Below are 24,406 nucleotides of genomic sequence, written 5' to 3' on the forward strand. Positions count from 1 at the left end.
GCCCGACAGCCCGGTGCCGGGTTCGTTCAGGCGGTCCTTCACCTCGTCCCAGATGGCGCCGCGGCGCAAGGCACGCTCGACGATGTCGTCCAGATCGGCCTTGTTCTTGGCCATGCCGTGGATTTTCGGCCCATAGGCCACGTTGTCATAGATCGACTTCGGAAAGGGGTTGGGTTTCTGAAACACCATGCCTACACGGGCGCGCAGCTGCACCGGATCGACCTTAGCGTCATAGATATCCTCGCCATCCAGCAGGATATCGCCTTCGATCCGTGCCACATCAATTGTGTCGTTCATCCTGTTGATACAGCGCAGGAATGTCGATTTCCCGCAGCCTGACGGGCCGATGAAGGCCGTGACCGTCTTGTCGGCGATATCGACGCTGACATCCTTGATGGCGTGGGTGTCTCCATAGAACACCTGCACATTCCGGGCCGAGATTTTCAGCACATCCGTGGCCGTATCAACGCCGGTGGGGGGAATATCATACATGGGTAGGAGACCTCGAACAGGTTACCAGCGGCGCTCGAACCGCCGGCGCAGCAGGATGGCGATGATGTTCATAGACAGAAGGAAAATCAGCAGGACGATGATCCCGCCCCAGGCTTTTTCGGTGAAGACCGCATCGGACCGGGCCGCCCAGTTATAAATCTGCGCCGGCATGGCCGAGTTCGGCCCCTCGAACCCCTGCAGGAAGGTTTCCGGATAGCGGGCGATGAAGCCCACCATGCCGATCAGCAAGAGCGGCGCGGTTTCGCCCAAAGCCTGGGCAAGGCCGATGATCGTGCCGGTCAAAATACCGGGCATGGCCAGCGGCAGCACATGGTGGAACACCGTCTGCATCCGCGACGCGCCCACACCCAAAGCCGCATCGCGGATTGACGGGGGCACGGCGCGCAGGGACGCGCGGGTCGAAATGATGATCGTGGGCAGCGTCATCAGCGTCAGCACAAGGCCACCGACCAGCGGGGCCGATTGCGGCAGATGCATGAACTGGATGAAAACCGCCAGGCCCAGGATGCCGAAGACGATCGACGGCACAGCAGCCAGGTTCGAGATATTCACCTCGATCAGATCGGTGAACCAATTCTTGGGTGCGAATTCCTCAAGATAGATCGAGGCCGCAACTCCAATGGGCAGCGACAGAACCAGCACGACGATCATCATCATGAACGATCCCAGAACCGACGCGCCGATGCCCGCGCCGCCGGGGTTGTCCACGCCGGTATCCACGCCGGTGATGAACTCCCAGTTGAAGGCCTGGCGGATAATGCCCGCTTCGGCCAGCGCATCCGCCAGATCCAGATCCTCCACCTGGATGAACCGGTTGCCTTCGGAAATGCCGTCGCGGCTGAAGGTGCCCTTGAAATACCGGTCCACGCGGCTGGCTGCGGGCAGTTCAAAGCTGACCGCGCGGCCCAACGCCTGCGGGTTGTCTCGGTAGAACGACCGCAGCGTGCCGCCCACCTTGCCCATCAGCCGCTCCACCGCCTTGCCGTCAAAGGCGACCTCAAGCCCCTGATCCTCAAGCTGCCGCGTCAGCGAAGCGATGAAGAAATCGGTATAGACCTTGGTTTTCAGCACCGCTTTTTCCGCCTCGTCGAATTGCTCCTGCGTCAGGGTGAATTCGATATCCACCACCGTGCGCTGGAACGCGGGCAGGCCATTCGACAGGATCGACCAGATCAGCACCACTAGGCACAGCAGACCGGCGGTGATTGCCGCGACCCCATAGGCGCGGAAGCGTTTTTCGGCCGCGCGGCGGGCGCGTGTCCGGTCATCGGCCACATGCAGCGACCGTTTCGGGCGCGGGGCCGTCTGATCCATGCTTGCGTCGGTCATTCGTATTGCTCCCGATATTTGCGCACGATGTAGAGGGCCAGCACATTCAGCCCCAGCGTGATGACGAACAGCGTGGTGCCAAGGGCAAAGGCCACCAGCGCCTCGGGCGAGGCGAAGTCGCTGTCGCCGGTCAATTGGCTCACGATCTTGGCGGTCACGGTGGTCATCGCCTCAAACGGGTTCAGGCTCAGCCGCGCGGCGGCGCCGGCTCCCAGCACGACGATCATCGTCTCGCCAATCGCGCGCGAGGCCGCCAGCAGGATCGCGCCCACGATGCCTGGCAGGGCGGCGGGGATCACCACTTGGCGGATCGTCTCGGATTGCGTGGCGCCCAGCCCGTAAGACCCGTCGCGCATCGCCTGCGGCACGGCGTTGATGATGTCGTCAGACAGCGAACTCACGAAGGGGATCAGCATGATGCCCATGACCAGCCCGGCTGTGATCACCGCCGTTCCGCCCGACATCCAGCCCACGGTATTGTCGCCAAAGACCTGCACCAGAAGCGGCCCCACGGTCAGCAGGGCAAAAAGCCCGTAAACGATGGTGGGAATGCCCGCCAGAACCTCCAGCAGCGGCTTGGCAAAGGCCCGCACCCGCGGGGTAGCATATTCCGACAGGTAGATCGCCGAAAACAGCCCGATGGGCACCGACACCAGAAGTGCAATCAGCGAGATGTAAAACGTACCCCACAGCAGGGGCAGCACGCCCAGGCTGGATGCGCCGCCCCGGCCCGAGAAACTGGGTGCCCATTCAAGGCCAAGGAAGAAATCCGCCGCCGGATAGATGCGGAAGAACTCCACCGTGTTGAAAATCAGCGAAAACAGGATGCCGATGGTGGTCAGGATCGCGATGGAAGCCGCAAAGATCAGGATCGCCAGAATGCCCCGTTCAACCATGTTCCGCGCGCGGAAATCGCGGGTGGATTTACTGACGCCAAAGGCCAGACCGGCCATCGCCGTCACCAGTACCGCGATGGTCATCATCCATGCACCGGCGCTGTTCAGTTGGCGGTAATCCTGTGCGGCGCGCAGCACCTCGGGCGACACGCTCGACCCAAGTGCAACGCCAACACCGGCCAGCCTTTCGCGCAGATCCCCGTCATCGGGGCCGAGCGTACGCGCCTCGTCCGCAGTCATCTCGCCCTGCGCCACGGCCAGGTCCAGCCCATGCGCCACGCGGCGTACATCCGACATTACTAGGCCCAGCGTCGTGTCTTCCGACACAGCGGTGTCCGGCAAAAGATTGGCCACGCGGCTGTCGATGAACAGCGGTTGCGCCAGAAGCCAGACCAGCAGCACGGCAAAAGCGGGCGTGATCACCCACATGCCCACATTGGCGCTGTAATAATTCGGAAGGGAATGCAGTTTCCGGCTGTCGCCGCCTGCGCTTTGCAGGGCGCGCATCCGTCCGACCACCGATCCGATGACCGCAAGGCCAAGCACGCAGAGGAAAAGCCAGAAGACAGGCATGTCAGGTCCGTATTCTTGTAAAAGGGTCTTTCAGGGGGAAGGGGCGGCCCGGTGGCCGCCCCGAAGTTCATCAGATCAGGAACCGCTGCCCATGGTCGTGCCGGAGGCAACGGCCTCCTGGGTCGCGCTCAGCTCCGGATCCGACACCAGGCCGTATTGGGCCAGCGGGCCATCGGGGCCTGCGATCACGTCCGACACGAAGAAGTCCGCGAATTCCTGCAGGCCGGGGATCACGCCGATATGCGCCTTCTTGATATAGAAGAACAGCGGGCGCGAGACCGGGTATTCACCCGACGCGATGGTCTCGGTCGACGGGGCAACGCCGGACATGGTCGCCACTTTCAGCTTGTCGGTGTTGTTTTCGTAAAACGCCAGACCGAAGACGCCGACGCCATTGGTGTTTGCGTCGATGCGGGCCAGGGTTTCGGTGTAATCGCCGTCGATATCGACCGATTTGCCATCGGTGCGCACCTCAAGGCAGGCGTCTTCGGCGTCGTCTTCCGACATGCCGGCGGCCATCATCGCCTCCATCGCGCCGGTCGCTTCACAACCTGCGACAAGCACTTTTTCCTCGAACACTTCGCGGGTGCCGTGTTTGGTGCCGGGGATGAAGGCCAGGATGTCCGCGGCAGGCAGATCGGCGTTGAAATCCGACCACTGCTGGTGCGGGTTGTCGACCAGCTGGCCATCCACCATCACCTTCGGGGCCAGCGCGTTGAAGATGTCGCTGGGGGTGAAGGCGGTGAAGTCCGGGCCGTTGATCTGGCTGGCAAAGACGATCCCGTCATAGCCGATGCGCACTTCGATGATGTCGGTCACGCCGTTTTCGGCGCAGGCTTTGATCTCTTTTTCGCGAATCGCGCGGGATGCGTTGGCGATGTCGATGGTGTTCTCGCCCACGCCGTCGCAAAAGCGCTTCAGACCGGCCGAGGACCCGCCCGATTCCACAACCGGTGTCGGGAAGTCGAAGTTTTCACCGAACGCTTCGGCCACAATGGATGCATAGGGCAGAACGGTGGACGAACCTGCAATCTGCACGTTGTCACGGGCCTGGGCGGCGGTTGCGGAAATGGCAGCGATCGCCAGAGCAGAGGCGGTCAGTTTCGCATAGGACATGATGTCTCCTGAGTTGCGTGATTCCCGGCCACGTGGCGCGGCCTTGGGGCTCTCGTAGTCAGCCTGCGTGACGCCAATGTAATAAGTTTGTAACAGTTTTATGAAACGCGGGGCTTTTTCGGCTTATGTCGGCGCCTGACCCTGCGCTAGGGGGGCGCTTCGCTTTGCCACAAGGCGCGTCCGGACAGGTGCTGCTAAGGTGACGGGGCAAGGTTGGCGGCAAAGCCGTTCACTGCATGTTTGGGCCTTGCTGCTGATTTTGTGTCATGACGGCGTTTGAAAGGCCCGCAAATGACCAAAGGCCCGAAAGACCCCAAGGCGAATACGCCCGCATCTCCCGGCCAGGTTCTGGACCGGGTCGCAGCGCGTAGGGCCAGTCAGTTTGTCAGCGTGCTTCCTGATGTCTTGCCGGCTGCCTCGGTCTCGATTCTGGCGCGCGAGGTCATCTCGCGCCTGGCCCAACGCGGATCGGTCGCCGCGGGTGGGGCCAGCCTGGCCTCCGACCTGGCCGATGCGCTTGTGTCGCGCGATGACGGGGCGGGCATGCGCCTGACGCTGCGCGCCATCGCCGCCGGAACAGGGGTGGAGGATATGTATCTGATTCACCTGGCCGGGGCTGCGCGGATCCTGGGCGAACGCTGGTCAACGGATGCGCTGACCTCGTCTCAGATCACCATTGCTGCCGCGCGCATCTATGCGCTGATGCGCGGGATCAGCGCCGGAATGCTGCCCGAAGCTCTGCCTGACGGGCGGCATGCGATCTTTGCCACGATGCCAAGCGAACAACATACTCTGGGAATCACAATGGCCGCCGATCTTTTCCGGCGCGACGGCTGGCTGATCGACCTGAAAGTGGGCCGCAGCCATGACGAGCTGATCGCGGAACTGGAACAGTCCGATTTCGCGCTGGTGGGGCTGGCGGCCACGACGCCGCGCGTGCTGCCCGAACTGGTGCGCCTGATCGCGGCGATCCGGGTGACCCAGCCCCATGCGCGTATCATCGTCTCGGGTCGGTTGGCCGAGGTTGAACCGCGACTGCAGGAGCTGACAGACGCCGATTATGTGTCAAGTAAACTTGACACTTTGCGCATCGTGATGCGAGACTTGCACGACACGATCGCCGCGCAGCCCGGAGCCGCGCGCGGCTAGCCCGGAGGCCCCAATGCCCAAGGACAATTTCGCCCAGGCGCAGGCGCGCAGCCTGTGCACCGATTGCGGCCTGTCGCGCACCGATGCCCCCGGCCGCTGCGGCGCGGCCTGCCAGTTCATCCGCCCCGATTACCCCGGCCAGGAAACTCGTGTGCATGGCCGCCCGCGCGACCCCTCCAGGGACGAAGAACGCTTCTTCGGCCCCTACCGCGCCATGTACCGCGCCTGGGCGAGCGAACCATCCCAAGGCGCACAATGGAGCGGCCTGACCACCCGCATCGCCGAAAAACTGCTGGCAAGCGGCGCGGTCGAGGCGGTTCTGACCGTCGTGCCGGACGAAACCGACCGCTGGCGCCCGATCCCCGCCCTGATCACCGAGGCCGGAGAGATGGCCCGCGCGCGTGGCATGCGCATGGGCTATGCGCCGCTTCTGGCGCTTCTGGAGCCCGCTCGCGCCAAGGGCATCCGCCGCATCGCCGTCATCGGCATACCCTGCCAGGTCTATGCCCTGCGCGCGATCGAGGCAGAGCTGGGCTTTGACGCGCTCTATGTCATCGGAACACCGTGTTCCGACAACACCACGACCGAGAACTTCCACGATTTCCTGGGCCGCCTGACCGACAGACCGGAAGAGGTCTCCTATCTCGAATTCCGCGCCGATTACCGCGTCGAGATGCGTTTTGACGATGGCGCGCAGAAGGAAATTCCCTTCCTCAAACTGCCCATATCGGACCTGCCGCCCGATTTCTTCCCGCTGACTTGCCGGACATGTGTGGATTACACCAACGCGCTGGCCGATATCACCGTGGGCTATATGGCGGGGCAGGGCGAACAATGGCTGATCGTGCGCAATGCGCGCGGGCAGGAACTGCTGGATCTTCTGGGTGATGATATGCGCCTTGCCCCCGTGGGCACCAAGGGAAAACGCGCCAGCGCCGTGAAGGGCTTCATCGTGAACACCGAACTGGCCGCTGGCGGTCTGCCCCTGCGGCGCATGCCGGATTGGCTGCGCCCTCTGATGGCCTGGCTGCAGCCGCGCATCGGGCCGCAGGGCATGGAATTTGCCCGCGCCCGGCTTGAGATGAAGGCAGCCGAAACCGTCCTGCATCTGCGCCGCCATCACCCGAAACGGATGAAATACATGATCCCTCAGCATGTGTGGGATCTGGTGGCGCCCTATGGCATCACCCCGCAGGAAGGCGAAGCGCCCACGCCCCGGACCTGATCCGGGGCCTCGGCCGCAGGGCAGGCCCCGGGTTAAACCCGGGGCGCAACCCTTTGATTACACAGCGATCTTGCCGCCGCCGGTTTTCGTGATCACCACGACCGAGGGCCGCGGCGGCATCGCCGGGTCGAAATCGGGCCAGCGGGTGGCCGGGTCTTCGAAGATCGAATCCCGCTCGAAGCCCGGGTAATCCTTGGTGCCATCGGTGCCGGGATGCTGCACCGCCAGGAACAGGGTCTCGCTGTCGGGTGTAAAATAGGGCCCGCACAGCTCACCCCCCACCGGGCAGCGGAAGAACAGCTTGGAATGGCCGCGCATTTCCCCTTCGGTTTCCAGCGCGTACAGCCCGTCGGACTTGCCCGTCCGGCCCCAACCCCGGCCCTGATCGGTCGAGATCCACAGCCGCCCGTCGGCATCGATCGCGCAATTGTCCGGCGACGCGAACCAGCCGCTTTCCGATGTCTCGGGATGCCACTGCGCCCCTACGTCGGCAATCGTGGGATCGCCGCACAGCACAAGGATCGACCAGGTGCCTTCAGTGGCCGAATGATTGCCGTCTTTTTCCTTGATCTCGATGATATGGCCAAAGCGGCTTTCCGCGCGGGGGTTCGCCGCATCCACCTGATCGGGCTCGCGGCGGGAATTGTTGGTCAGCATGATGTAGGCCGTGCCATCCCCGCGCGGCTGCGCATCCTCGGGCCGGTCCATGGGCGTGGCCCCCAGAAGATCGGCGGCCAGCCGCGTGTCGATGGCGACATCGGCCTGGCTTTCAAATCCGTTTTCCGCGGTCAGCGGCCCCTCGCCATGAACCAGCGGCAGCCAGGTGATCGTGCCATCCGCATCGAAGCGGGCCACATAAAGCGTGCCCTCCGACAGAAGCGAAGACCCGAAGACTGCGTTCTCCTCGGTCACGACATCGCTTGAGACCCATTTGTACTGATAATCGAACCGGTTGTCGTCGCCCGAATAGATCACCAGTCGCCCGTCGCTGGCGATCGTGGTTTCGGCCCCTTCGTGGCGGAACCGGCCCAGCGCCGTATGTTTGATCGGCATTGCGTCCGGGTTGAAGGGATCAACCTCAACAATATAGCCGAAGCGATTGGATTCATTGGGTTCCTTGTCGATGTTGAAGCGGTCGTGATACTGCCCCCAGGCATACCACCGCCCCGGCACGCCATAGCGTTTCATCGACGCCGCCTCGGGTTGGTTCGACAGGTCCGGCTTGCCCTCGGCATCCAGCGTGTCCGTCCAGAAATAGCCGTGGAAGTTTTCCTCGGCCATCAGATAGGTGCCCCAGGGCGTCATGCCCCCCGCACAATTGTTCAGTGTCCCGATCACCCTGGTGCCGGTGGGATCGGCGGCGGTTTTCATCCGGTCATGGCCCGCCGCAGGCCCGTCGATGCGCATTTCAGTGTTCAGCGGCGTGACACGGCGGTTCAGCGGGCTGTCCTTGACCAGGCTCCAGAACCCGTCTGCATCCTTGGCGATCTCGACCACCGAACCGCCATGGGCCGCCATTTCGATATCGACCAGTTCGCGGGTCATGCCTTCGAACCCGGCGCGGTCCTGACGGCCCAGGCCGGGGAACATCACTTCTTCATTGGTATATTCGTGGTTCACGCACAGAACGCCGCGTGTGCCCTCGTCATTCAGGGGCCAGAAGCCCACGTAATCATTATTATAGCCAAACTGCTTCAGCTGCGCCTCGGCCGTCTGGTTCATCACGTCGAAATCAGGCGCATCCGCCGTGATCGGGTCGCCCCAGCGCAGCAGGATATTCGCCTCATACCCGTCGGCGATATGATGGGTGGCATCATTGCCCCAGGCCAGTTCGTCGAACACATAGCGCGAGGCGGGCGCGGCATCGGCCCCGCGCGGCGCGACCAGTGCGGTCGACCCGAACAGGGCGGTCGTGGCCGACACGCCCAGCATCCCGCGCAGCACGTCGCGGCGGCCATATCGCGCGTTGATCACGTCGCCGATGGTGCGGCTCAGATTGGGGTTGGTGGGGATATCATCATAGGCCTCAAAGGCTTCGGCTTTGTTGCCATAGCTGGGGTCGTGGATGATCGTTTTGCGATCCATCTGCTTGTGCTCCTGCTTCTTGGACGTGAAGGCGACTCGGATTGTGTCGCGCGTAGCGCCAAGCTGTCGAGGGTTTGTGACGCCGAGATGAAGGAACTGTATCAATCCGGCGAAACTCTGCCGGTTCCGGGCGGCGGGTTCAGGCCGCCTTCAGTCCCTTCAGTGCCCCGACAAGCGTCGGGATCTTCTCCTTGAACCGGAAAAACCCGTGGGTCGCATGGGGCCAGGCCGCGCTGTCATAGGCGCGGCGCAACCGCACCACCCGCACGCCCGTTTGCTGCGCCAACCGGTCCAGCGCCTGCGCCTCGACCCCGACAGAGGCGTAAGCCGTGACCACCTGTTCCAGCCCCTCGCGGCGCACCCAATCGGCCAGATCCTCTTCAAACGTGATCGTACCCAGCCGGTCGCGCCAGCGCGCAGCCGTGTCCTCCATCGCCGCGCGCTCCCAGCCCAGAACCCGGGCGGAGATCTGCAGATGGCTCATCTCCGCCCGGTGGGAGGTCATCGCCACAGCCTGCAGCGCACCCAACTCCCCCGTGAGAAACCCGGGCGACAGATCGTCGGGCGTGATCAGAAGCCCGGTGCGCAGCGCTGGATCCACCATATCGGGCAGCGGCAGAGGTTGCCGCTGAGGATGATCGGCCCCCCGCAGCGCCACCGCATCGTGCGCCAACCCCTCGGGCGCAAACCGTCCCTCGGTGTATTTCGCGATATTCGATGCCCGCGCTAGATAGGTCTTGCCCTTGGTCTGCAGCCCCGCCACCCATCGCCAGCTGAGCGTGTTTGACGCCGCATCCCCATCCAGCAGATGGCGCAAAAAGAAATCCGCACCCAGCGCCCAAGGCAGGCGCAGCGTGAAAATCCAGATCGAGGCAAACCACATCCGCGCGTGGTTGTGCAGATACCCGGTCTCGACCAGTTCCCGCGCCCAATGGTCAAAGGCGTCAATGCCGGTGCGCCCCTCACAGGCTTCTTCCCATCGCGCGCGCAGGCCTGATTGCGTTTGAACGCCGTTCCAGGCGGCTGCGCGCTCCATCAGGTAATCGCTCCAGACACCGGGCCGCATTTCAAGCCAACCCTTCCAATAGGTCCGCCAGAACACCTCTTGCACGAATTTCTCTGCCGCGCGCAGGGAATGGCGCGCCAGAACCGCCTGCAGCACCTCTTCTTCCGTGATCAACCTGTGGCGCAGGTATGGCGACAGGGTCGACACATGCAGATGCCGCCCCGCGCCCAGATCATAATTCCGCAGCTTGGCGTAATCGGCCCCGGCATGGGGCACGAAACGGGCCAGATGTTCCAGGGCGGCAGTGCGGGTGGGGGTGAATTCAGCGCTCATGGCGGCCCAGCTAGGATCACATCAGGGCAATTCAACGGGCAGTTTGGCGCAGGGTTGTAAAACAGCGTGCGCCACCACACCTTGCAGAGCCCGGTGCCCGATACTAAGACTCCTTTAACGATCCGCCGGGTATGGTCCCGGCCAACCACCAGCAGGCCAGAATCCTATGTTTGATCCCATCGAAACCTATTCCAACCTTGTCCCCATGGTCGTTGAGCAAACGTCCCGCGGCGAACGTGCCTATGACATCTTTTCGCGCCTGTTGAAGGAACGCATCATCTTCATCAATGGCCCGATTCACGATGGCATGTCCCACCTGATCGTGGCGCAGCTTCTGCACCTTGAAGCGGAAAACCCCAAGAAAGAGATCAGCATTTACATCAACTCGCCCGGTGGCGTGGTGACATCTGGCCTCTCGATCTATGACACGATGCAGTACATCAAACCCAAGGTCTCCACGCTGGTGATCGGCCAGGCGGCGTCGATGGGGTCTGTCCTGCTGGCGGGGGGTGAGCCCGGCATGCGCTTTTCGCTGCCCAACAGCCGTATCATGGTGCACCAGCCCTCGGGCGGGTATCAGGGTCAGGCCTCTGACATCATGATCCACGCGGCCGAGACGCAGAAGCTGAAAGACCGCCTTTATGACATCTATGTCAAACACACCGGCCAGACGAAAAAGGCCGTTGAAAAGGCGCTGGATCGCGACAATTTCATGTCCCCCGAAGAGGCCAAGGAATGGGGTCATATTGACGAAATCGTCGAAAGCCGGGGCAAAGCGGGCGATGATGACGCGTAAACGCGCATCAATGTGATAATGCTTGGCCCCGGTGATCCCCGCCGGGGCCAATTTTGCGATTGTGGACCCATCTGCGCTGTCCTAAGCTAATCGCAGTATTTGAGTAATCGCGCGTTCCGTCATCCGGGCGGTCCGGCGCTGGGCACGCGAGGCCAGAAAGGTAAGTCATGGCAACGAACTCAGGCGGCGACAGCAAAAACACGCTCTATTGCAGTTTTTGCGGCAAGAGCCAGCACGAGGTGCGCAAACTGATCGCGGGCCCGACCGTGTTCATCTGCGATGAATGCGTCGAGCTGTGCATGGACATCATCCGGGAAGAGACGAAGGCCAGCGGCCTCAAAGCCTCCGACGGGGTGCCCAGCCCCCGCGATATCTGTGCCGTCCTGGACGATTACGTGATCGGCCAGGCGATGGCGAAGCGTGTTCTGTCCGTGGCGGTGCACAACCACTACAAACGGCTCAACCACGCCCAGAAGGCGGGCAACGATATCGAACTGGCCAAGTCGAACATCCTGCTGATCGGTCCCACCGGCTGCGGGAAAACCCTTTTGGCCCAGACACTTGCGCGTATTCTGGATGTGCCATTCACGATGGCTGACGCCACCACGCTGACCGAAGCCGGTTACGTGGGTGAAGACGTCGAAAACATCATCCTGAAACTGCTTCAGGCCTCGGAATACAACGTGGAACGTGCGCAGCGCGGCATCGTCTATATCGACGAGGTCGACAAGATCACGCGCAAGTCGGAAAACCCGTCGATCACCCGCGACGTGTCGGGCGAAGGCGTGCAGCAGGCGCTTCTGAAGCTGATGGAAGGCACCGTGGCTTCCGTTCCGCCGCAGGGCGGGCGCAAGCATCCGCAGCAGGAATTCCTGCAGGTGGACACCACCAATATCCTGTTCATCTGCGGCGGGGCCTTTGCCGGTCTCGACAAGATCATCTCGCAGCGCGGCAAGGGCTCGGCCATGGGCTTTGGCGCCGATGTGCGTGACAATGACGAACGCGGCGTGGGTGAAGTGTTCCAGGATCTGGAACCCGAAGACCTGCTGAAATTCGGCCTGATTCCGGAATTTGTGGGCCGTCTGCCGGTTCTGGCCACGCTCGAAGACCTGGACGAAGACGCGCTGGTGACCATCCTGACCAAGCCGAAAAACGCCCTGGTCAAGCAGTACCAGCGCCTGTTCGAACTGGAAGACACCGAATTGACTTTCACCGATGACGCGCTTCAGGCGATCGCCAAACGCGCCATCGAACGCAAGACCGGCGCGCGCGGCCTGCGCTCGATCCTGGAAGACATCCTGTTGGATACGATGTTCGAACTGCCCAGCATGGACAGCGTCACCAAGGTCGTCGTGAACGAAGAAGCGGTGACATCCGATGCCGGCCCGCTGATGATCCACGCCGACGAAAAGGAAGAGGCGAGCGCGGGCTAAGCCTTTGAAATAATATGAAAATACAAGATGTGCCCCGGGCTTGACCCGGGGCCTCTTTGTTGAAAAGTCGGCGCGCGACGCGCAGCAGGCGCCACCCATCAAAGGACCTCTTCAATGACGATCAAACGCATCAAATCCGGCGGCGTTTTCGAAGACAAGATTGGCTATTGCCGCGCGGTTGTAGCGGGCGGAGTGGTCCATGTGGCCGGCACCGTGGGGCAGGGTGACGATGTGGTCAGCCAATGCCGGTCAGCGCTTGAGATCATCGGCAAGGCACTTGCCGACGCGGGCACCGGGTTCGAAAACGTCGTGCGCGTCACCTATTACCTGCCTGACGCACAGGAATTTGAACCCTGCTGGCCGCTCCTGCGCGAGGCGTTCGGTGCGAACCCACCCGCCGCCACAATGATCGAATGCGGGCTGATCGACCCGAAATTCCGCATCGAAATCGAAGTCACGGCCGTTTTGGCTGACTGAGCTATCCGCCTAAAGCAATCCGCACCGTGCCTTGATGTGACGCTCCAACCTGTCCAGCAGGCTGTCGGGTGCAGTACAGCCCACGCACAGATCGTCATTGCGCAGCCGCGAAATCGGATCGCCGGCCGCTTCCGATCGCCGCAGCCAAGCACCATCGGTTGTCCATTGCCCGTCAGGCCGGGTTTGCCGAATGGCCGCATCCATCCGCGCCTCCACCCCGGAAGAGCGGTCGTGTTGCCGGATATCGGCGCGCCACTCCGCCTCGGCTCGTCGGTTGGCCTGCAATTTTGCAAGCTCGATTTCTGAAATGGGGCCTTTTCTTTGCAAAATTCCAATGGTGATCAGCGCGGCCTTACAGCTGTTCGACGCCTGAATGGTGGGGTCCCCGGCCTCGGTCTGCGGGGTCACGTGCACCACTTTTGCCCCCGCCCGCACGCTTTCAAAACTCGTGCGCGCAGGCGTTCTTTCCCCCATGCTCGCATAGACGCCGAAGGCGCTGATGATCAACAGGATCAGACCTGTCCGTATGAATCAGATCCCCGGCCGCCGATCAGGGTCGAAGGAAAACCGCCGCCAAGACCCGCAGGCAAAGCCCGCGCCATGTTTTGCGCCGCTCACTCGCCCTTTTCCACGACAGGCGCGCTGTCGGAACTCAGCGTCACGATCTGCACCTGCTGCGCGCTATCCTTGCCGGATATCCAGCCGCTCAGCCGCTCTACGATCCCCGGCCCGCCATCAGACGGGGCCGTGGGGGATGCGTTGGATTTATGGACGGTGATAAACTTCGACGCGCCCGGCCCGGCATTCACCGTGACCTGCTTTGACGTGGAATAGGACGTCAGCGTGCCCGCGGCAGCGACGATCAAACCCGCCAGAATGATGGCATTGAAGCGCATGACTCACACTCTGAAAACACATAACCGGCAAAAAATTGCCATCAATTCCTGGCAAATTTGCGGCAAATTCGTGTCAACTTTTGAAGGGCCCGATGACGTTCTGTCCTATGGACCCCGGGCGCGAATTGCGCCATACCCGCACAAAGACAGTCGGAGAAACCAATGGGCATCCTGAACACTCTTTTGCGCGCCGTCACCTGGTGGAATGGCCAGACGCTGAACACACAGCTTTTTACGTGGCGCAAGGGCGAAAAGGTCGGCGAAGACGACCAGGGCAACGTGTTCTACCGCACCAGGGATGACAGCCGCCGCTGGGTGATCTTCAACGGCGAGGCCGAGGCAAGCCGCGTCAGCCCCGAATGGCATGGCTGGCTGCACCGCACCTGGGACGAACCGCCCACCAAGAAGCCGCTGGCCCACAAGCCCTGGGAAAAGCCGCATCAGGAGAACCTGACCGGCACCGCGCTGGCCTATGCACCGGCGGGATCCATCCGAAGGGCCGAACCCGAGCCGCGCCGCGATTACGAGGCGTGGACACCGGAATGACCGCCCGGTAAAAGACCGTCATGTCATCGCATTCCACCACCGAAGTCGCCATTGGCGGCGTTGTTCTGGCCGCAGCCATCGCCTTTGCGGTTTATGCCGGCCAAGCTGCAGGGCTGTCCACCGGCAGCGCGGGATATCCGCTGACCGCGTCGTTCCGGTCGATCGAAGGGGTGAATGTGGGCACCGATGTGCGTCTTGCGGGGGTGAAGATCGGTACCGTCACCGATGTCACGCTGAACCCGGAAACCTATCGCGCCGACACCACCTTTACCGTGGCCAATGGCGTGGAAATTCCTGACGACAGTGCCATCATCATCTCGTCCGAGGGGCTTCTGGGCGGCAATTTCGTGGAAATCATGCCGGGCGGGTCGCCTTTCACCTATGCCGAAGGGGATGAGATCCTCGACACCCAAAGCTCGGTCAGCCTGATCACGCTGCTGCTGCGCTTCGTCTCGGGCGAGGGAGAGGCGGAATGATCCGTGCCGCGCTGCTGGCCGCAGCGCTTGGCCTGCCGGTGGCGGCCATAGCTCAATCCTCGATCACGATCGAAACCATCCCGTTGCCGGACAACGATAACGGTCTGCTGACGCAGGATGGTGAACCGATCATCGGGTTTTCCCAAAACGAGCCCGAAACAATCGTGGAAGAAACCAACGAAGCTGGCGAACGCGCTGCCGGCGCGATTCTGCGCGCGCTCGACAAGGTCAGCGGTGCCACCACGGATATCGAACTGATGGCTGGCCAAAACGCGGATGTCTTTGCGCTGACCGTGGGTCTGACTGAATGCCGCTATCCGGCCGGAAACCCAGCAGGCGATGCCTTTGCCTATCTGACCATCCGCGAGACCAGCCAGGATGGCGCAGTGTTCGCAGGCTGGATGGTGGCATCCTCCCCCGCGCTGAACGCACTGGATCACGCGCGTTACGACGTCTGGGTGTTGCGCTGTATCACGTCCTGAGGCGCCGGGATCGCCGGGGCCAGGAAATCGGCTTCTGCCTTCAGCGCCTCGGCCAGAAGGCTGTGATAGGTGGCGCGGGGGATCTCGACCCCACCCAATGAGGCCAGATGCGGCGTGATGAACTGCGTATCGAACAACGCAAACCCCCCCAGCCGCAGCCGGTCCACCAGATAGGCCAGCGCTATTTTCGACGCATCGCGCCTGCGCGAGAACATGCTTTCCCCGAAAAACGCAGCCCCCAGCACCACGCCATAGACGCCGCCCACCAGCTCGCGCCCCTCCCACAGCTCAAGGGAATGGGCATGGCCCTGGGCGTGCAGCATCGCATACAGCGTCTGGATTTTGGCGTTGATCCAGGTCTCGCTCCGGTCGGCGCAGGCGCTGACTGTGCCGTCAAAATCCTCATTGATTGCAATGCGATATGGCGCGTTCCTGATGCGACGCTTTAACGAGCGTGACATATAAAACCCGTCCAGCGGCATTACCCCCCGCTGGCGCGGATCGACCCAGAAGATGTCCGGATCGTTGCGATGCTCGGCCATCGGGAAGATCCCGATGGAATAGCCATGCAGCAAAAGATCAGGGGTCAGGGTCATCAGGGCCGGAACTCAGAAAGTCCGGTCAGAATACCCGCGCGCTTGCCCGCGTCAAACGGGGTCATTCTCCAGATTGCGCGCCAGCCATTTTTCCAGCCAGTGGATGTTGTAATCCCCGGTATGGATGTCCTTTTCCTGCAAAAGCGCATGGAAGAGCGGCAGCGTGGTATCGACCCCATCGACGATCAACTCACCCAGCGCACGGTCCAGCCGCGCCAGCGCCTCTGTCCGGTCGCGCCCATGCACGATCAGCTTGCCGATCAGGCTGTCGTAATAGGGCGGGATGGAATAGCCGTCATAAAGTGCCGAATCCATCCGCACACCCAGTCCGCCGGGCGCGTGATACTGCGTGATCCGTCCGGGGCAGGGGCGGAAATCGGGCAGTTTTTCCGCGTTGATCCGCACCTCGATCGCGTGGCCGTTGATCTGCAGATCGTCCTGCGTGAAGGACATGGGCAAACCAGCCGCCACGCGGATCTGTTCGCGCACCAGATCGACACCGAAAATCCCTTCGGTCACCGGGTGTTCCACCTGAAGCCGGGTGTTCATTTCGATGAAATAGAACTCGCCGTCTTCATACAGGAACTCAATGGTCCCTGCGCCGATATAGTTGATCTTGGCCACCGCATCGGCGCAGATCTTGCCGATCTTCGCGCGTTCCTCGGCACTGATCGCGGGGCCGGGGGCCTCTTCAAACACCTTCTGGTGACGGCGCTGCAGCGAACAGTCGCGTTCCGCCAGATGCACCGCCTTGCCTTTGCCATCGCCAAAGACCTGAATTTCGATATGGCGCGGTTTTTGCAGGTATTTCTCGATATAGACCTCGTCATTGCCGAAGGCGGCCTTGCCCTCGGCCCGAGCGGTCATGAAGGCCTTTTCCATCTCGCCGGCCGAGGCCGCGACTTTCATGCCGCGCCCGCCGCCGCCGGCGGTGGCCTTGATGATGACGGGATACCCCATCTCTTCGCCCAGGCGCTTGGCCTCGTCCAGACTGGCCACGCCGCCATCCGATCCGGGCACGCAAGGCACACCCAGCGCCTTCATCGTGTCCTTGGCGGTGATCTTGTCGCCCATGATCCGGATATGTTCGGCAGTGGGGCCGATAAAGGTGATCCCGTGATCCTCGACCACCTGCACGAACTGGGCGTTTTCGCTCAGAAACCCGTAACCGGGATGGATCGCCTGTGCGCCCGTGATCTCGCAGGCCGACATGATGGCGGGCACCGACAGATAACTGGATGTGCTGGAGGGCGGTCCGATACAGACGCTTTCATCGGCCATGCGCACATGCATCGCATCGGCATCGGCGGTGGAATGCACGGCAACGGTGGCAATCCCCATCTCGCGGGCGGCGCGCACCACGCGCAGGGCAATTTCCCCGCGATTGGCAATCAGGATTTTGTCGAACATCGCGCAGGCTGCCTTATTCGATGATCACCAGGGGGGTGCCATATTCCACTGCGGCCCCGTCTTCCACGAGGATCCGCTTGATCGTGCCCGAGGCGGGTGCGGGAATGTGGTTCATGGTTTTCATGGCTTCCACGATCAGCAGCGTGTCGCCTTCGCTGACCGCCGCACCCACGCTGATGAAGGGGGACGCACCCGGTTCGGGCTGCATGTAAACCGTACCAACCATGGGCGAGGTGACGGCACCGGGATGGCTTGCGGGATCTTCCGGCGTTGCAGCCGCGGCAGGAGCTGCGGCGGCGGGGGCAGGGGCGGCAGGGGTTGCCGCTGGCGCTGCGGCCACAGGGGCCGGCGCGGCGGCGGTAAGTGTGGCGCGGCTGACGCGCACATTCAGGCTGTCATTGTCGCCGTACTCGCGCTTGACCTGCAATTCGGTCAGGTCGTTCTCGTTCAACAGCTCGGCCAGAGCCTTGATGAATGCCACATCCGCGTCATGCGATTTATTTGCCATGCGTATCCTCGACCGCTTCTCGTGATCCGCCCATCTGCCTGCGGGCGTTGGTTCCCAGTGTTATATGCCGTCTGCCCCGTCAGGAAAAGCACGGCACGGGTTTTCCCTTTGATGGGGGTTTTTCACCAAAATGACCAGAGGGAAAGCGCAACCGTCTCTCCCCCCCTACCGGGGGAATTGAAGGGCACGCGGACAGGTGGTTAACTGCGCGTGTGGCGAAGCATGGGGGTGAAAGATGAATATCGCGCAATGGCTGGAACGGACTGCCGCGCTGCACCCTGAGCGCCCCGCGCTTTTTTCCGGGCGTGAGATGGTCTGCACCTATGGCCAGTTTCACACCCGCGCGCTGCAGGTGGCGGGCTGGCTGGCTGCGCAGGGCATCCAGCCGGGGGACCGGGTAGCGATCTTCATGAAAAACTGCCCCGAATACCTGATCGCGCAATATGGCATCTGGTACGCCGGAGCGGTCGCGGTGCCGATCAATGCCAAGCTGCATGGGCGCGAGGCGGCCTTCATTCTGGAAAACTCGGGCACCGGGGTTGTCTTTACTTCTCCCGGTCTGACCGAGGCGCTGACCGACGCGGAAGCCCCCGGGCAGATCGCCGACATCACCTCCGACCTCTGGGCCGGCATCTTCGCCGAACAGGCCACCGCCGCCTCAGCCGCCCGGCCGCGCGCCTCCGACGACCTGTGCTGGCTCTTTTACACCTCCGGCACCACGGGGCGACCCAAGGGTGTGATGATCACCCATCGCATGCTGATTGCCATGTCGCTGTGTTACGAAACCGATTGCGACCCGGTCCGCCACGATGACACGATCCTCTATTCGGCGCCGATGAGTCATGGCGCAGGCATCTATAACATGATGCACGTGCTCAAGGCCGCGCGCCATGTCTGCCCGCCCTCGGGCGGCTTTGACGAGGCCGAGATCTTCGACCTGGCCCGCCATTTCGGATCGGTCCAGATGTTCGCCGCGCCCACCATGGTCAAACGGATGACGCAGGTGGCCAAAGCGACCGGCGAGACGGGGGAGGGGCTGCGCACCGTCGTCTATGCCGGCGGCCCGATGTATAATGCCGATATCATCGAGGCGGTGGATCATTTCGGCCCCATCTTCGTGCAGATCTATGGCCAGGGCGAATGCCCCATGGGCATCACCGCGCTGTCGCGCCACGATGTGACAGACCGCACCCATCCGCGCTGGCGCGAAAGGCTGGGCAGCGTGGGCCGCGCGCAATCGGCGGTGGAAGTGGCCATCGGCGATGCGGAAGGCAACCCGCTCCCGCCGGGCGAACACGGGGAAATCATGGTTCGCGGCGACACGGTGATGCCGGGTTACTGGCAGAACCCGGAAGCCACGGAAAAGACCATCGTGAATGGCTGGCTGATGACGGGTGACATGGGATATCTCGACGAAGACGGATACCTCACCATGCAGGACCGGTCCAAGGACATGATCATCACCGGAGGCTCAAACGTCTATCCGCGCGAGGTCGAAGAGGTTCTTTTGACCCATTCCGCAGTTACCGAGGTCTCCGTCGTCGGCCGCCCCCACCCCGAATGGGGCGAAGAGGTCGTGGCCTTTGTCGTGGGCGACGCCGATCCGGGGGAACTGGACCGGCTCTGCATCGACAATATCGCCCGGTTCAAACGGCCCAAGGATTACATCCGTATCCCGGAATTGCCCAAGAACAACTATGGCAAGGTTCTGAAAACCGAGCTGCGCAAATCATTCGAGGAGGGGTAGATGACAGATCTCACCGGCAAAACCGCCCTGATTACCGGGTCCGTGCAGGGCATTGGCCTCGCCATCGCCGAAGCCATGGCCGCAGCCGGCGCGCGCATCGCGGTGCATGGTCTGGCGGGCGACGCCCAGATCGAAGAGGTCTGCAGCCACCTCAAGGACAAAGGCGCGCCGCAGGCCGAGTTTTTCGCGGGCGACATGCGCAACCCCGACCGCATTTCCGAACTGATGGAGGCCGTCGCCGCCTGGGGTGGGCCGGATATCCTGGTCAACAATGCTGGCATCCAGCACACCGCGCCCCTGGCCGACATGCCGCGCGAGAAATGGGACGCGATCCTGGCCATCAACCTGTCAGCGGCTTTCCACACCATGCAGGCCGCGATGCCCGGAATGGCCGCGCGCGGCTATGGACGGGTGATCAACATCGCTTCGGTGCACGGGCTGGTCGCCTCGAAAGACAAAGCGCCTTATGTGGCCGCGAAATTCGGGCTGGTGGGCCTCAGCCGGGTTGCGGCGCTGGAATATGCCGACAAGGGCGACCGCACAAGCGGCGGGGTGACCGTCAACTGCATCTGCCCGGGCTGGACCGAAACCGCCATCATCCAGCCCCAGATCGACGCGCGCGCAGAGGCCCATGGAGGCGACCGCGACGCAGGCATCGCCGAGCTGCTGTCTGAAAAGCAACCCTCCCTGCGCACGTCCGATCCGTCAGAAATCGGCGCTTTGGCGCTCTGGCTCTGCGCCCCGGTGGCGCATAACATCACCGGCACATCGATCCCCATCGACGGGGGCTGGACCGCCCAGTAACCACTGCGCCAAAGGCGTTTCGAAACGCCTTGATCAAGCGCTTTCGAAAGCGCTTAACACGCAATTTCGAAAGTGCGTGGCACCGCTGCGGAAACGGGCACATGATCGCAAATCACAACCGCAAAACAAAGCCGGCCCCGGTTGGGGCCGGCAAAGTCTATCGCTCTGATCTTGTTCAGGCCGCACGCGGGGAGGGATCAGATCGCCAGGTATTCCGCCCGCAGCTCGGCATTCTCAAGAACTTCGGCGGCCGTGCCGTCAAAGACGATCCCGCCCGTGTCCAGGATCACCGCACGATCCGCCAGCTCCAGCGCGCGCACCGCGTTCTGTTCCACGATCACGGTCGTCATGCCCTGTTCCTTGATGTGGATCAGCGTCTTTTCGATCTCGTCCACGATCACCGGGGCCAGACCCTCGTAAGGCTCGTCCAGCAGCAACACCTTGATGTCGCGCGCCAGCGCGCGGGCGATCGACAGCATTTGCTGTTCACCGCCCGACAGTGTGGTGCCTTCCTGATTGCGCCGTTCACCCAGGCGGGGGAACAGGTCGTAAAGCCGCTCGATCGACCAGCCCACGGGCGGGGCGATCTGGGCAAGCTTCAGGTTCTCTTCCACCGTCAGGCCCTGAATGATCCGCCGGTCCTCCGGCACCAGGCCCAGGCCGACCGATGCGGCCTCATAGCTGGTCATCTTGTGCAGCGGCTGGTGGTCCAGCCAGATTTCCCCATGGGTCACCTGCGGATCGCCCAGACGCGCAATCGACCGCAGAGTCGAGGTCTTGCCCGCCCCGTTCCGGCCCAGAAGGGCAAGGATTTCGCCCTCGTGCACGTTAAAGGAAATGCCCTGCACGATATAGCTTTCGCCGTAATAGGAATGCATGTCCCAGACCGACAGGAAGGCCGGGGCCGTGGTGGCCTGGTTGGCGTTTTTGGAAAAGTCGGGTTTGACGTTCATCTGATCGTCTCCTTACGCGCTTTCGCCCAGATACGCTTCGCGCACCTTGGGGTGGCCCTTGATGTTCTCGGGCGTGTCCTCGACCAGGGGCGTGCCTTGCGCCAGCACCGTGATCCGTTCGGCCAAGGAGAACACCACATGCATGTCGTGTTCGATGATGGCGATGGTGATGTCGCGCTTTTCCTTGATCTCTTTCAGCAGGTCGATGGTGTTGTTGGTATCGGCCCGCGCCATACCCGCGGTCGGCTCGTCCAGCAACAGTAGACGCGGCTCCTGGCTCAGGCACATGCCGATCTCCAGCCGCCGTTTGTCGCCGCGTGACATGGACGCTGCATGCATATGGCGCTTGTCGGCCATGTTCATGTCTTCCAGCACATGCTCGGCCCGTTCGATGATGTCCTTCTGTGACATCACCCCGCTCAGGGCGTTCAGCTCGAACGACCCGTCGCGCTTGGCAAAGCAGGGGATCATCATGTTTTCCAGAACCGTCAGATCGCCAAAGATCTCGGGCGTCTGGAACACGCGGGAAATGCCCATCTGGTTGATCTCGTGCGGGGAGCGGCCCAGCACCGACTGCCCGTCGAACATCACTGACCCGGTATCGGGGATCAGCTTGCCCACGAAGCAGTTCAGCAGGGTGGATTTGCCCGCGCCGTTGGGCCCGATGATCGCATGCACGGTGTTTTCCGCGACGCTCAGGTTCACATTGCTCAGCGCCTGAAGGCCGCCGAACCGCTTGCCCACGTTTTTGACTTCAAGAATACCCATCCGTCTCTCTCCTTATTCCGCAGGCTCGGTTGTGCCTTTGCCTTCCTGCTTCGCGGCTTTGCGGCCACGGAAGAAGTTGGCAATGCGCTGGCCGCCTTCGACCAGACCGCCGGGCAGGAAGATCACCACCAGCATGAAGATGATCCCCAGCGTCAGGTGCCAGCCTTTCCCGATGAAGGGGTAGACGATCGACACCATCGCGTCCTCAAGACCGTCCGGCATCCAATAGAACCATTCATGCAGGATGGTCTTGTTGATCTTGGAGATGATGTTCTCCATGTACTTGATCATGCCTGCACCCAGGATCGGCCCGATCAGCGTGCCGGCGCCACCCAGAATGGTCATCAGAACAACCTCGCCCGAGGCGGTCCAGAACATCCGTTCGGCTCCCGCCAGCGGGTCCATCGACGCCATCAGGCCGCCCGCCAGCCCGGCATACATGCCCGAGATCACGAACGCCGCCAGCGTATAGGGGCGCGAGTTCAGCCCGGTATAGTTCAGCCGCTGCTGGTTCGATTTGATCGCGCGCAGCATCATGCCAAAAGGTGACCGGAAGATGCGGATCGAGATATAGAAAGCGATCAGCATGATGATCGCGCAGACGTAATAGCCGATGTTGAAGGTGAAAAGCCACGGGCCCAGCGCCAGCTCGGCACTGTCGCGCATCTCAAGCCCGAACAGCGACGGCACGGGGATGTTGCCCCCTTCGGTCACTTGCTGGCCGATGATGCGCGGGTCGTCCAGCGCCAGCTGCAGGCCGGTTTCCCCGCCGGTGATCGGTGTCAGCACCGAATAGGCCAGCGCAAAGGACATCTGCGCAAAGGCCAGCGTCAGGATCGAGAAGTAGATCCCCGACCGCCGCAGGCTGATAAAGCCGATCAGCAGGGCAAAGACGCCCGCCACGATCACCGCCAAAACGATGGCCGGGATGATGTTCATGCTCAGCAGTTTGAACATCCACACCGCCGCATAGGATCCCACGCCCAGGAAGGCCGCGTGCCCGAAGGACAGATAGCCCGTCAGACCGAAGAGGATGTTGAACCCGATGGCGAAGATCCCGAAGATCACGAAACGCTGCATCAGGTCGGGGTATCCCGCGTTGAACTGCGCCAGATCCGAGTTTTCCGGAAACGGGTTCAGCAGGAACGGGGCCAGCGCCACCAGCGCCGCCACGATCAGCAGGAGGGTTGTGTCGCGTTTGTCCAGTCCGAACATGGAATTACTCCTCCATCACGCCCTTGCGGCCCATCAGGCCCCGCGGACGCGTCAGCAGAATGATGATGGCGACCAGATAGATGATCACCTGGTTGATGCCGGGGATCAGGTCGATCACCTCGCGCATCGACGCAAAACTTTCCAGAATGCCCAGCAGGAAGCCCGCCAGAACCGCTCCGGGCAGTGAGCCCATGCCGCCCACAACCACCACGACGAAGGACAAAACAAGGAAGTCCATGCCCATATGGTAGTTGGGCGAGTTGATGGGCGTGTACATCACGCCCGCCAGCCCCGCGACCGCAGCCGCCAGCCCGAACATGATGGTAAAGCGCTTGTCGATATTGATGCCCAGAAGGCCCACGGTCTCCCGGTCGGCCATGCCCGCACGCACGACCATCCCGAAGGTGGTGAATTGCAGGAAGGCAAAGACCGCGCCGATCACAACGGCTGCAAAGGCGAAATAGACCAGCCGCCAATATGGATAGATGATCTGTCCGGCCTCCATACCCACGGCGGCTCCGAAATCGAACGATCCGACAAAGGCGTCGGGGGCCGGGGTCGGGATGGGGTTGGCGCCATAGAAATATTTGATGATCTCCTGCAAGACGATGGCCAGGCCAAAGGTCACCAGGATCTGGTCCGCATGGGGGCGCTTGTAGAAGTGGCGGATCAGCCCGCGTTCCATGATCACGCCGATCCCGATCATGATCGGAATGGCAAAGAGGATCGACAAGGGAACCGCCCAGTCGATGATCACATCGCCGGTTTCCTGCCCGAACCAGTCATAGACATAAGGCACATCCACCTTCAGCGGATTGCCCAGAAAGTCTTTTCTGGTTTCGTCGATCACCTCATGGCTCAGCGTCAGGATCCGGCTCAGCGTCACGGCGCAGAAGGCCCCGATCATGAAAAGCGCGCCATGCGCGAAGTTGACCACGCCCAACGTGCCGAAGATCAGCGTCAGCCCCAGCGCGATCAGCGCATAGGCCGAGCCCTTATCAAGCCCGTTGAGAATTTGCAGGATTATGGCGTCCATCTTGTCCACCCATGAAAAGATGTGAAAATCGTCTCGCC

At 62.2% G+C, this 24,406-nt stretch carries 25 protein-coding genes; 10 read left to right on the forward strand and 15 right to left on the reverse strand.

The features are described 5' to 3' along the window. From TR61_RS11870 to TR61_RS11885, 4 genes are all read right to left on the reverse strand, one after another. Positions 1-492: phosphate ABC transporter ATP-binding protein (locus TR61_RS11870; RefSeq protein WP_157440898.1), on the reverse strand; the 492-nt coding region annotated here is incomplete at its 3' end. A 21-nt stretch (positions 493-513) separates the two neighbouring features. Continuing rightward, entirely contained in the window at positions 514-1,842 is a 1,329-nt protein-coding gene (gene pstA / locus TR61_RS11875) for a phosphate ABC transporter permease PstA (protein ID WP_050930284.1), read from the reverse strand. Then, the gene (gene pstC, locus TR61_RS11880; RefSeq protein ID WP_050930286.1) at positions 1,839-3,311 is read right to left on the reverse strand and encodes a phosphate ABC transporter permease subunit PstC; all 1,473 of its coding nucleotides are present in this window, start codon (positions 3,309-3,311) and stop codon (positions 1,839-1,841) included. Before pstC ends, pstA begins: the two co-directional genes overlap by 4 nt. Positions 3,312-3,386: 75 nt before the next feature. Continuing rightward, a complete protein-coding gene (locus TR61_RS11885; protein WP_050930288.1) occupies positions 3,387-4,427 on the reverse strand; it encodes a PstS family phosphate ABC transporter substrate-binding protein in 1,041 nt (346 codons plus the stop codon). A gap of 291 nt (positions 4,428-4,718) precedes the next feature. On the opposite strand from TR61_RS11885, the gene TR61_RS11890 reads away from it, so the two are divergent. Together TR61_RS11890 and TR61_RS11895 are read left to right on the forward strand one after the other, a co-directional pair. Next, complete coding sequence (locus tag TR61_RS11890; protein WP_050930290.1) at positions 4,719-5,576, forward strand: cobalamin B12-binding domain-containing protein; 858 nt, start codon at positions 4,719-4,721, stop codon at positions 5,574-5,576. 13 nt (positions 5,577-5,589) lie between these two features. Continuing rightward, the gene (locus TR61_RS11895) at positions 5,590-6,801 is read left to right on the forward strand and encodes a Coenzyme F420 hydrogenase/dehydrogenase, beta subunit C-terminal domain (protein WP_050930292.1); all 1,212 of its coding nucleotides are present in this window, start codon (positions 5,590-5,592) and stop codon (positions 6,799-6,801) included. A gap of 57 nt (positions 6,802-6,858) precedes the next feature. On the opposite strand, the gene TR61_RS11900 is transcribed toward TR61_RS11895, so the two are convergent. Together TR61_RS11900 and TR61_RS11905 are read right to left on the reverse strand one after the other, a co-directional pair. Next, positions 6,859-8,886 carry a PhoX family protein gene (locus tag TR61_RS11900; RefSeq protein WP_050930294.1) on the reverse strand — a complete coding sequence of 676 codons (2,028 nt, stop codon included), beginning with the start codon at positions 8,884-8,886 and terminating at the stop codon, positions 6,859-6,861. A 139-nt stretch (positions 8,887-9,025) separates the two neighbouring features. Next, positions 9,026-10,225: an FAD-binding domain-containing protein gene (locus tag TR61_RS11905; RefSeq protein ID WP_050930296.1), complete on the reverse strand. Its 1,200-nt coding sequence runs from the start codon at positions 10,223-10,225 to the stop codon at positions 9,026-9,028. A 166-nt stretch (positions 10,226-10,391) separates the two neighbouring features. Between TR61_RS11905 and TR61_RS11910 the strand changes: the two genes are divergently transcribed. The 3 genes from TR61_RS11910 (at position 10,392) to TR61_RS11920 (ending at position 12,931) form a co-directional block, all read left to right on the forward strand. Further along, complete coding sequence (locus tag TR61_RS11910; protein ID WP_050930298.1) at positions 10,392-11,021, forward strand: ATP-dependent Clp protease proteolytic subunit; 630 nt, start codon at positions 10,392-10,394, stop codon at positions 11,019-11,021. Between the two features lie 167 nt (positions 11,022-11,188). Next, positions 11,189-12,454 carry an ATP-dependent Clp protease ATP-binding subunit ClpX gene (clpX, locus tag TR61_RS11915; protein WP_050930299.1) on the forward strand — a complete coding sequence of 422 codons (1,266 nt, stop codon included), beginning with the start codon at positions 11,189-11,191 and terminating at the stop codon, positions 12,452-12,454. 114 nt (positions 12,455-12,568) lie between these two features. After that, on the forward strand, positions 12,569-12,931 hold the full coding sequence (locus TR61_RS11920) for a Rid family hydrolase (RefSeq protein WP_050930301.1): 363 nt from the start codon (positions 12,569-12,571) through the stop codon (positions 12,929-12,931). Between the two features lie 9 nt (positions 12,932-12,940). On the opposite strand, the gene TR61_RS11925 is transcribed toward TR61_RS11920, so the two are convergent. Together TR61_RS11925 and TR61_RS11930 are read right to left on the reverse strand one after the other, a co-directional pair. Continuing rightward, positions 12,941-13,339, reverse strand: coding sequence for a hypothetical protein (locus tag TR61_RS11925; protein ID WP_157440899.1), 399 nt, complete (start codon positions 13,337-13,339; stop codon positions 12,941-12,943). A 206-nt stretch (positions 13,340-13,545) separates the two neighbouring features. Next, positions 13,546-13,827 carry a hypothetical protein gene (locus tag TR61_RS11930; RefSeq protein WP_050930305.1) on the reverse strand — a complete coding sequence of 94 codons (282 nt, stop codon included), beginning with the start codon at positions 13,825-13,827 and terminating at the stop codon, positions 13,546-13,548. Positions 13,828-13,989: 162 nt separating this feature from the next. Here TR61_RS11930 and TR61_RS11935 point away from each other — a divergent pair, with 162 nt between their 5' ends. The 3 genes from TR61_RS11935 to TR61_RS20545 are packed head-to-tail and all read left to right on the forward strand — an operon-like array spanning position 13,990 to position 15,331. Then, entirely contained in the window at positions 13,990-14,373 is a 384-nt protein-coding gene (locus TR61_RS11935) for an NADH:ubiquinone oxidoreductase subunit NDUFA12 (RefSeq protein WP_050930306.1), read from the forward strand. Positions 14,374-14,393: 20 nt separating this feature from the next. Continuing rightward, on the forward strand, positions 14,394-14,849 hold the full coding sequence (gene mlaD, locus TR61_RS11940; RefSeq protein WP_050930307.1) for an outer membrane lipid asymmetry maintenance protein MlaD: 456 nt from the start codon (positions 14,394-14,396) through the stop codon (positions 14,847-14,849). Then, a complete protein-coding gene (locus tag TR61_RS20545) occupies positions 14,846-15,331 on the forward strand; it encodes a DUF2155 domain-containing protein (protein WP_050930308.1) in 486 nt (161 codons plus the stop codon). Before mlaD ends, TR61_RS20545 begins: the two co-directional genes overlap by 4 nt. Here the strand turns inward: TR61_RS20545 and aat are convergent. The 3 genes from aat to accB are packed head-to-tail and all read right to left on the reverse strand — an operon-like array spanning position 15,295 to position 17,845. Next, entirely contained in the window at positions 15,295-15,927 is a 633-nt protein-coding gene (gene aat / locus TR61_RS11950; RefSeq protein ID WP_050930309.1) for a leucyl/phenylalanyl-tRNA--protein transferase, read from the reverse strand. The two genes, TR61_RS20545 and aat, sit on opposite strands and share 37 nt — an antisense overlap. A gap of 51 nt (positions 15,928-15,978) precedes the next feature. Next, a complete protein-coding gene (gene accC / locus TR61_RS11955; protein ID WP_050930310.1) occupies positions 15,979-17,337 on the reverse strand; it encodes an acetyl-CoA carboxylase biotin carboxylase subunit in 1,359 nt (452 codons plus the stop codon). A 13-nt stretch (positions 17,338-17,350) separates the two neighbouring features. Next, positions 17,351-17,845, reverse strand: coding sequence for an acetyl-CoA carboxylase biotin carboxyl carrier protein (accB, locus tag TR61_RS11960; protein ID WP_050930311.1), 495 nt, complete (start codon positions 17,843-17,845; stop codon positions 17,351-17,353). A 235-nt stretch (positions 17,846-18,080) separates the two neighbouring features. Here accB and TR61_RS11965 point away from each other — a divergent pair, with 235 nt between their 5' ends. Both TR61_RS11965 and TR61_RS11970 read left to right on the forward strand, forming a co-directional pair. After that, positions 18,081-19,592, forward strand: coding sequence for a class I adenylate-forming enzyme family protein (locus tag TR61_RS11965; RefSeq protein WP_050930312.1), 1,512 nt, complete (start codon positions 18,081-18,083; stop codon positions 19,590-19,592). Next, positions 19,593-20,396 carry a 3-hydroxybutyrate dehydrogenase gene (locus TR61_RS11970; protein ID WP_050930313.1) on the forward strand — a complete coding sequence of 268 codons (804 nt, stop codon included), beginning with the start codon at positions 19,593-19,595 and terminating at the stop codon, positions 20,394-20,396. Between the two features lie 197 nt (positions 20,397-20,593). Here TR61_RS11970 and TR61_RS11975 read toward each other — a convergent pair whose 3' ends face one another. Genes TR61_RS11975 through TR61_RS11990 form a run of 4 tightly spaced genes read right to left on the reverse strand, consistent with a single transcriptional unit; the run spans position 20,594 to position 24,368 of the window. Next, the gene (locus TR61_RS11975) at positions 20,594-21,349 is read right to left on the reverse strand and encodes an ABC transporter ATP-binding protein (RefSeq protein ID WP_050930314.1); all 756 of its coding nucleotides are present in this window, start codon (positions 21,347-21,349) and stop codon (positions 20,594-20,596) included. Positions 21,350-21,361: 12 nt separating this feature from the next. Next, complete coding sequence (locus TR61_RS11980) at positions 21,362-22,117, reverse strand: ABC transporter ATP-binding protein (protein WP_050930315.1); 756 nt, start codon at positions 22,115-22,117, stop codon at positions 21,362-21,364. Positions 22,118-22,129: 12 nt separating this feature from the next. Beyond that, positions 22,130-23,332: a branched-chain amino acid ABC transporter permease gene (locus TR61_RS11985; RefSeq protein WP_050930316.1), complete on the reverse strand. Its 1,203-nt coding sequence runs from the start codon at positions 23,330-23,332 to the stop codon at positions 22,130-22,132. A gap of 4 nt (positions 23,333-23,336) precedes the next feature. Next, positions 23,337-24,368 (reverse strand): branched-chain amino acid ABC transporter permease, encoded by a 1,032-nt coding sequence (locus tag TR61_RS11990; RefSeq protein WP_050930317.1) that lies wholly within the window; start codon positions 24,366-24,368, stop codon positions 23,337-23,339. Between the last annotated feature and the right edge of the window lie 38 nt (positions 24,369-24,406).

Origin of the sequence: Aestuariivita boseongensis (assembly GCF_001262635.1) — a bacterium.
GTDB classification, from domain to species: Bacteria; Pseudomonadota; Alphaproteobacteria; order Rhodobacterales; family Rhodobacteraceae; genus Aestuariivita; species Aestuariivita boseongensis.

What these genes read in the sequence shown, in the direction of transcription:
- TR61_RS11885 (WP_050930288.1), bottom strand. Translation starts at nt 4,427, where the DNA reads ATGTCCTATGCGAAACTGACCGCCTCTGCTCTGGCGATCGCTGCCATT.
- accC (WP_050930310.1), bottom strand. Translation starts at nt 17,337, where the DNA reads ATGTTCGACAAAATCCTGATTGCCAATCGCGGGGAAATTGCCCTGCGC.
- TR61_RS11905 (WP_050930296.1), bottom strand. Translation starts at nt 10,225, where the DNA reads ATGAGCGCTGAATTCACCCCCACCCGCACTGCCGCCCTGGAACATCTG.
- accB (WP_050930311.1), bottom strand. Translation starts at nt 17,845, where the DNA reads ATGGCAAATAAATCGCATGACGCGGATGTGGCATTCATCAAGGCTCTG.
- TR61_RS11920 (WP_050930301.1), top strand. Translation starts at nt 12,569, where the DNA reads ATGACGATCAAACGCATCAAATCCGGCGGCGTTTTCGAAGACAAGATT.
- TR61_RS11900 (WP_050930294.1), bottom strand. Translation starts at nt 8,886, where the DNA reads ATGGATCGCAAAACGATCATCCACGACCCCAGCTATGGCAACAAAGCC.
- mlaD (WP_050930307.1), top strand. Translation starts at nt 14,394, where the DNA reads ATGTCATCGCATTCCACCACCGAAGTCGCCATTGGCGGCGTTGTTCTG.
- TR61_RS11975 (WP_050930314.1), bottom strand. Translation starts at nt 21,349, where the DNA reads ATGAACGTCAAACCCGACTTTTCCAAAAACGCCAACCAGGCCACCACG.
- TR61_RS11930 (WP_050930305.1), bottom strand. Translation starts at nt 13,827, where the DNA reads ATGCGCTTCAATGCCATCATTCTGGCGGGTTTGATCGTCGCTGCCGCG.
- TR61_RS11990 (WP_050930317.1), bottom strand. Translation starts at nt 24,368, where the DNA reads ATGGACGCCATAATCCTGCAAATTCTCAACGGGCTTGATAAGGGCTCG.
- TR61_RS11985 (WP_050930316.1), bottom strand. Translation starts at nt 23,332, where the DNA reads ATGTTCGGACTGGACAAACGCGACACAACCCTCCTGCTGATCGTGGCG.
- TR61_RS11935 (WP_050930306.1), top strand. Translation starts at nt 13,990, where the DNA reads ATGGGCATCCTGAACACTCTTTTGCGCGCCGTCACCTGGTGGAATGGC.
- pstC (WP_050930286.1), bottom strand. Translation starts at nt 3,311, where the DNA reads ATGCCTGTCTTCTGGCTTTTCCTCTGCGTGCTTGGCCTTGCGGTCATC.
- TR61_RS11895 (WP_050930292.1), top strand. Translation starts at nt 5,590, where the DNA reads ATGCCCAAGGACAATTTCGCCCAGGCGCAGGCGCGCAGCCTGTGCACC.
- aat (WP_050930309.1), bottom strand. Translation starts at nt 15,927, where the DNA reads ATGACCCTGACCCCTGATCTTTTGCTGCATGGCTATTCCATCGGGATC.
- TR61_RS11980 (WP_050930315.1), bottom strand. Translation starts at nt 22,117, where the DNA reads ATGGGTATTCTTGAAGTCAAAAACGTGGGCAAGCGGTTCGGCGGCCTT.
- TR61_RS11910 (WP_050930298.1), top strand. Translation starts at nt 10,392, where the DNA reads ATGTTTGATCCCATCGAAACCTATTCCAACCTTGTCCCCATGGTCGTT.
- TR61_RS20545 (WP_050930308.1), top strand. Translation starts at nt 14,846, where the DNA reads ATGATCCGTGCCGCGCTGCTGGCCGCAGCGCTTGGCCTGCCGGTGGCG.
- TR61_RS11890 (WP_050930290.1), top strand. Translation starts at nt 4,719, where the DNA reads ATGACCAAAGGCCCGAAAGACCCCAAGGCGAATACGCCCGCATCTCCC.
- clpX (WP_050930299.1), top strand. Translation starts at nt 11,189, where the DNA reads ATGGCAACGAACTCAGGCGGCGACAGCAAAAACACGCTCTATTGCAGT.
- pstA (WP_050930284.1), bottom strand. Translation starts at nt 1,842, where the DNA reads ATGACCGACGCAAGCATGGATCAGACGGCCCCGCGCCCGAAACGGTCG.
- TR61_RS11965 (WP_050930312.1), top strand. Translation starts at nt 18,081, where the DNA reads ATGAATATCGCGCAATGGCTGGAACGGACTGCCGCGCTGCACCCTGAG.
- TR61_RS11970 (WP_050930313.1), top strand. Translation starts at nt 19,593, where the DNA reads ATGACAGATCTCACCGGCAAAACCGCCCTGATTACCGGGTCCGTGCAG.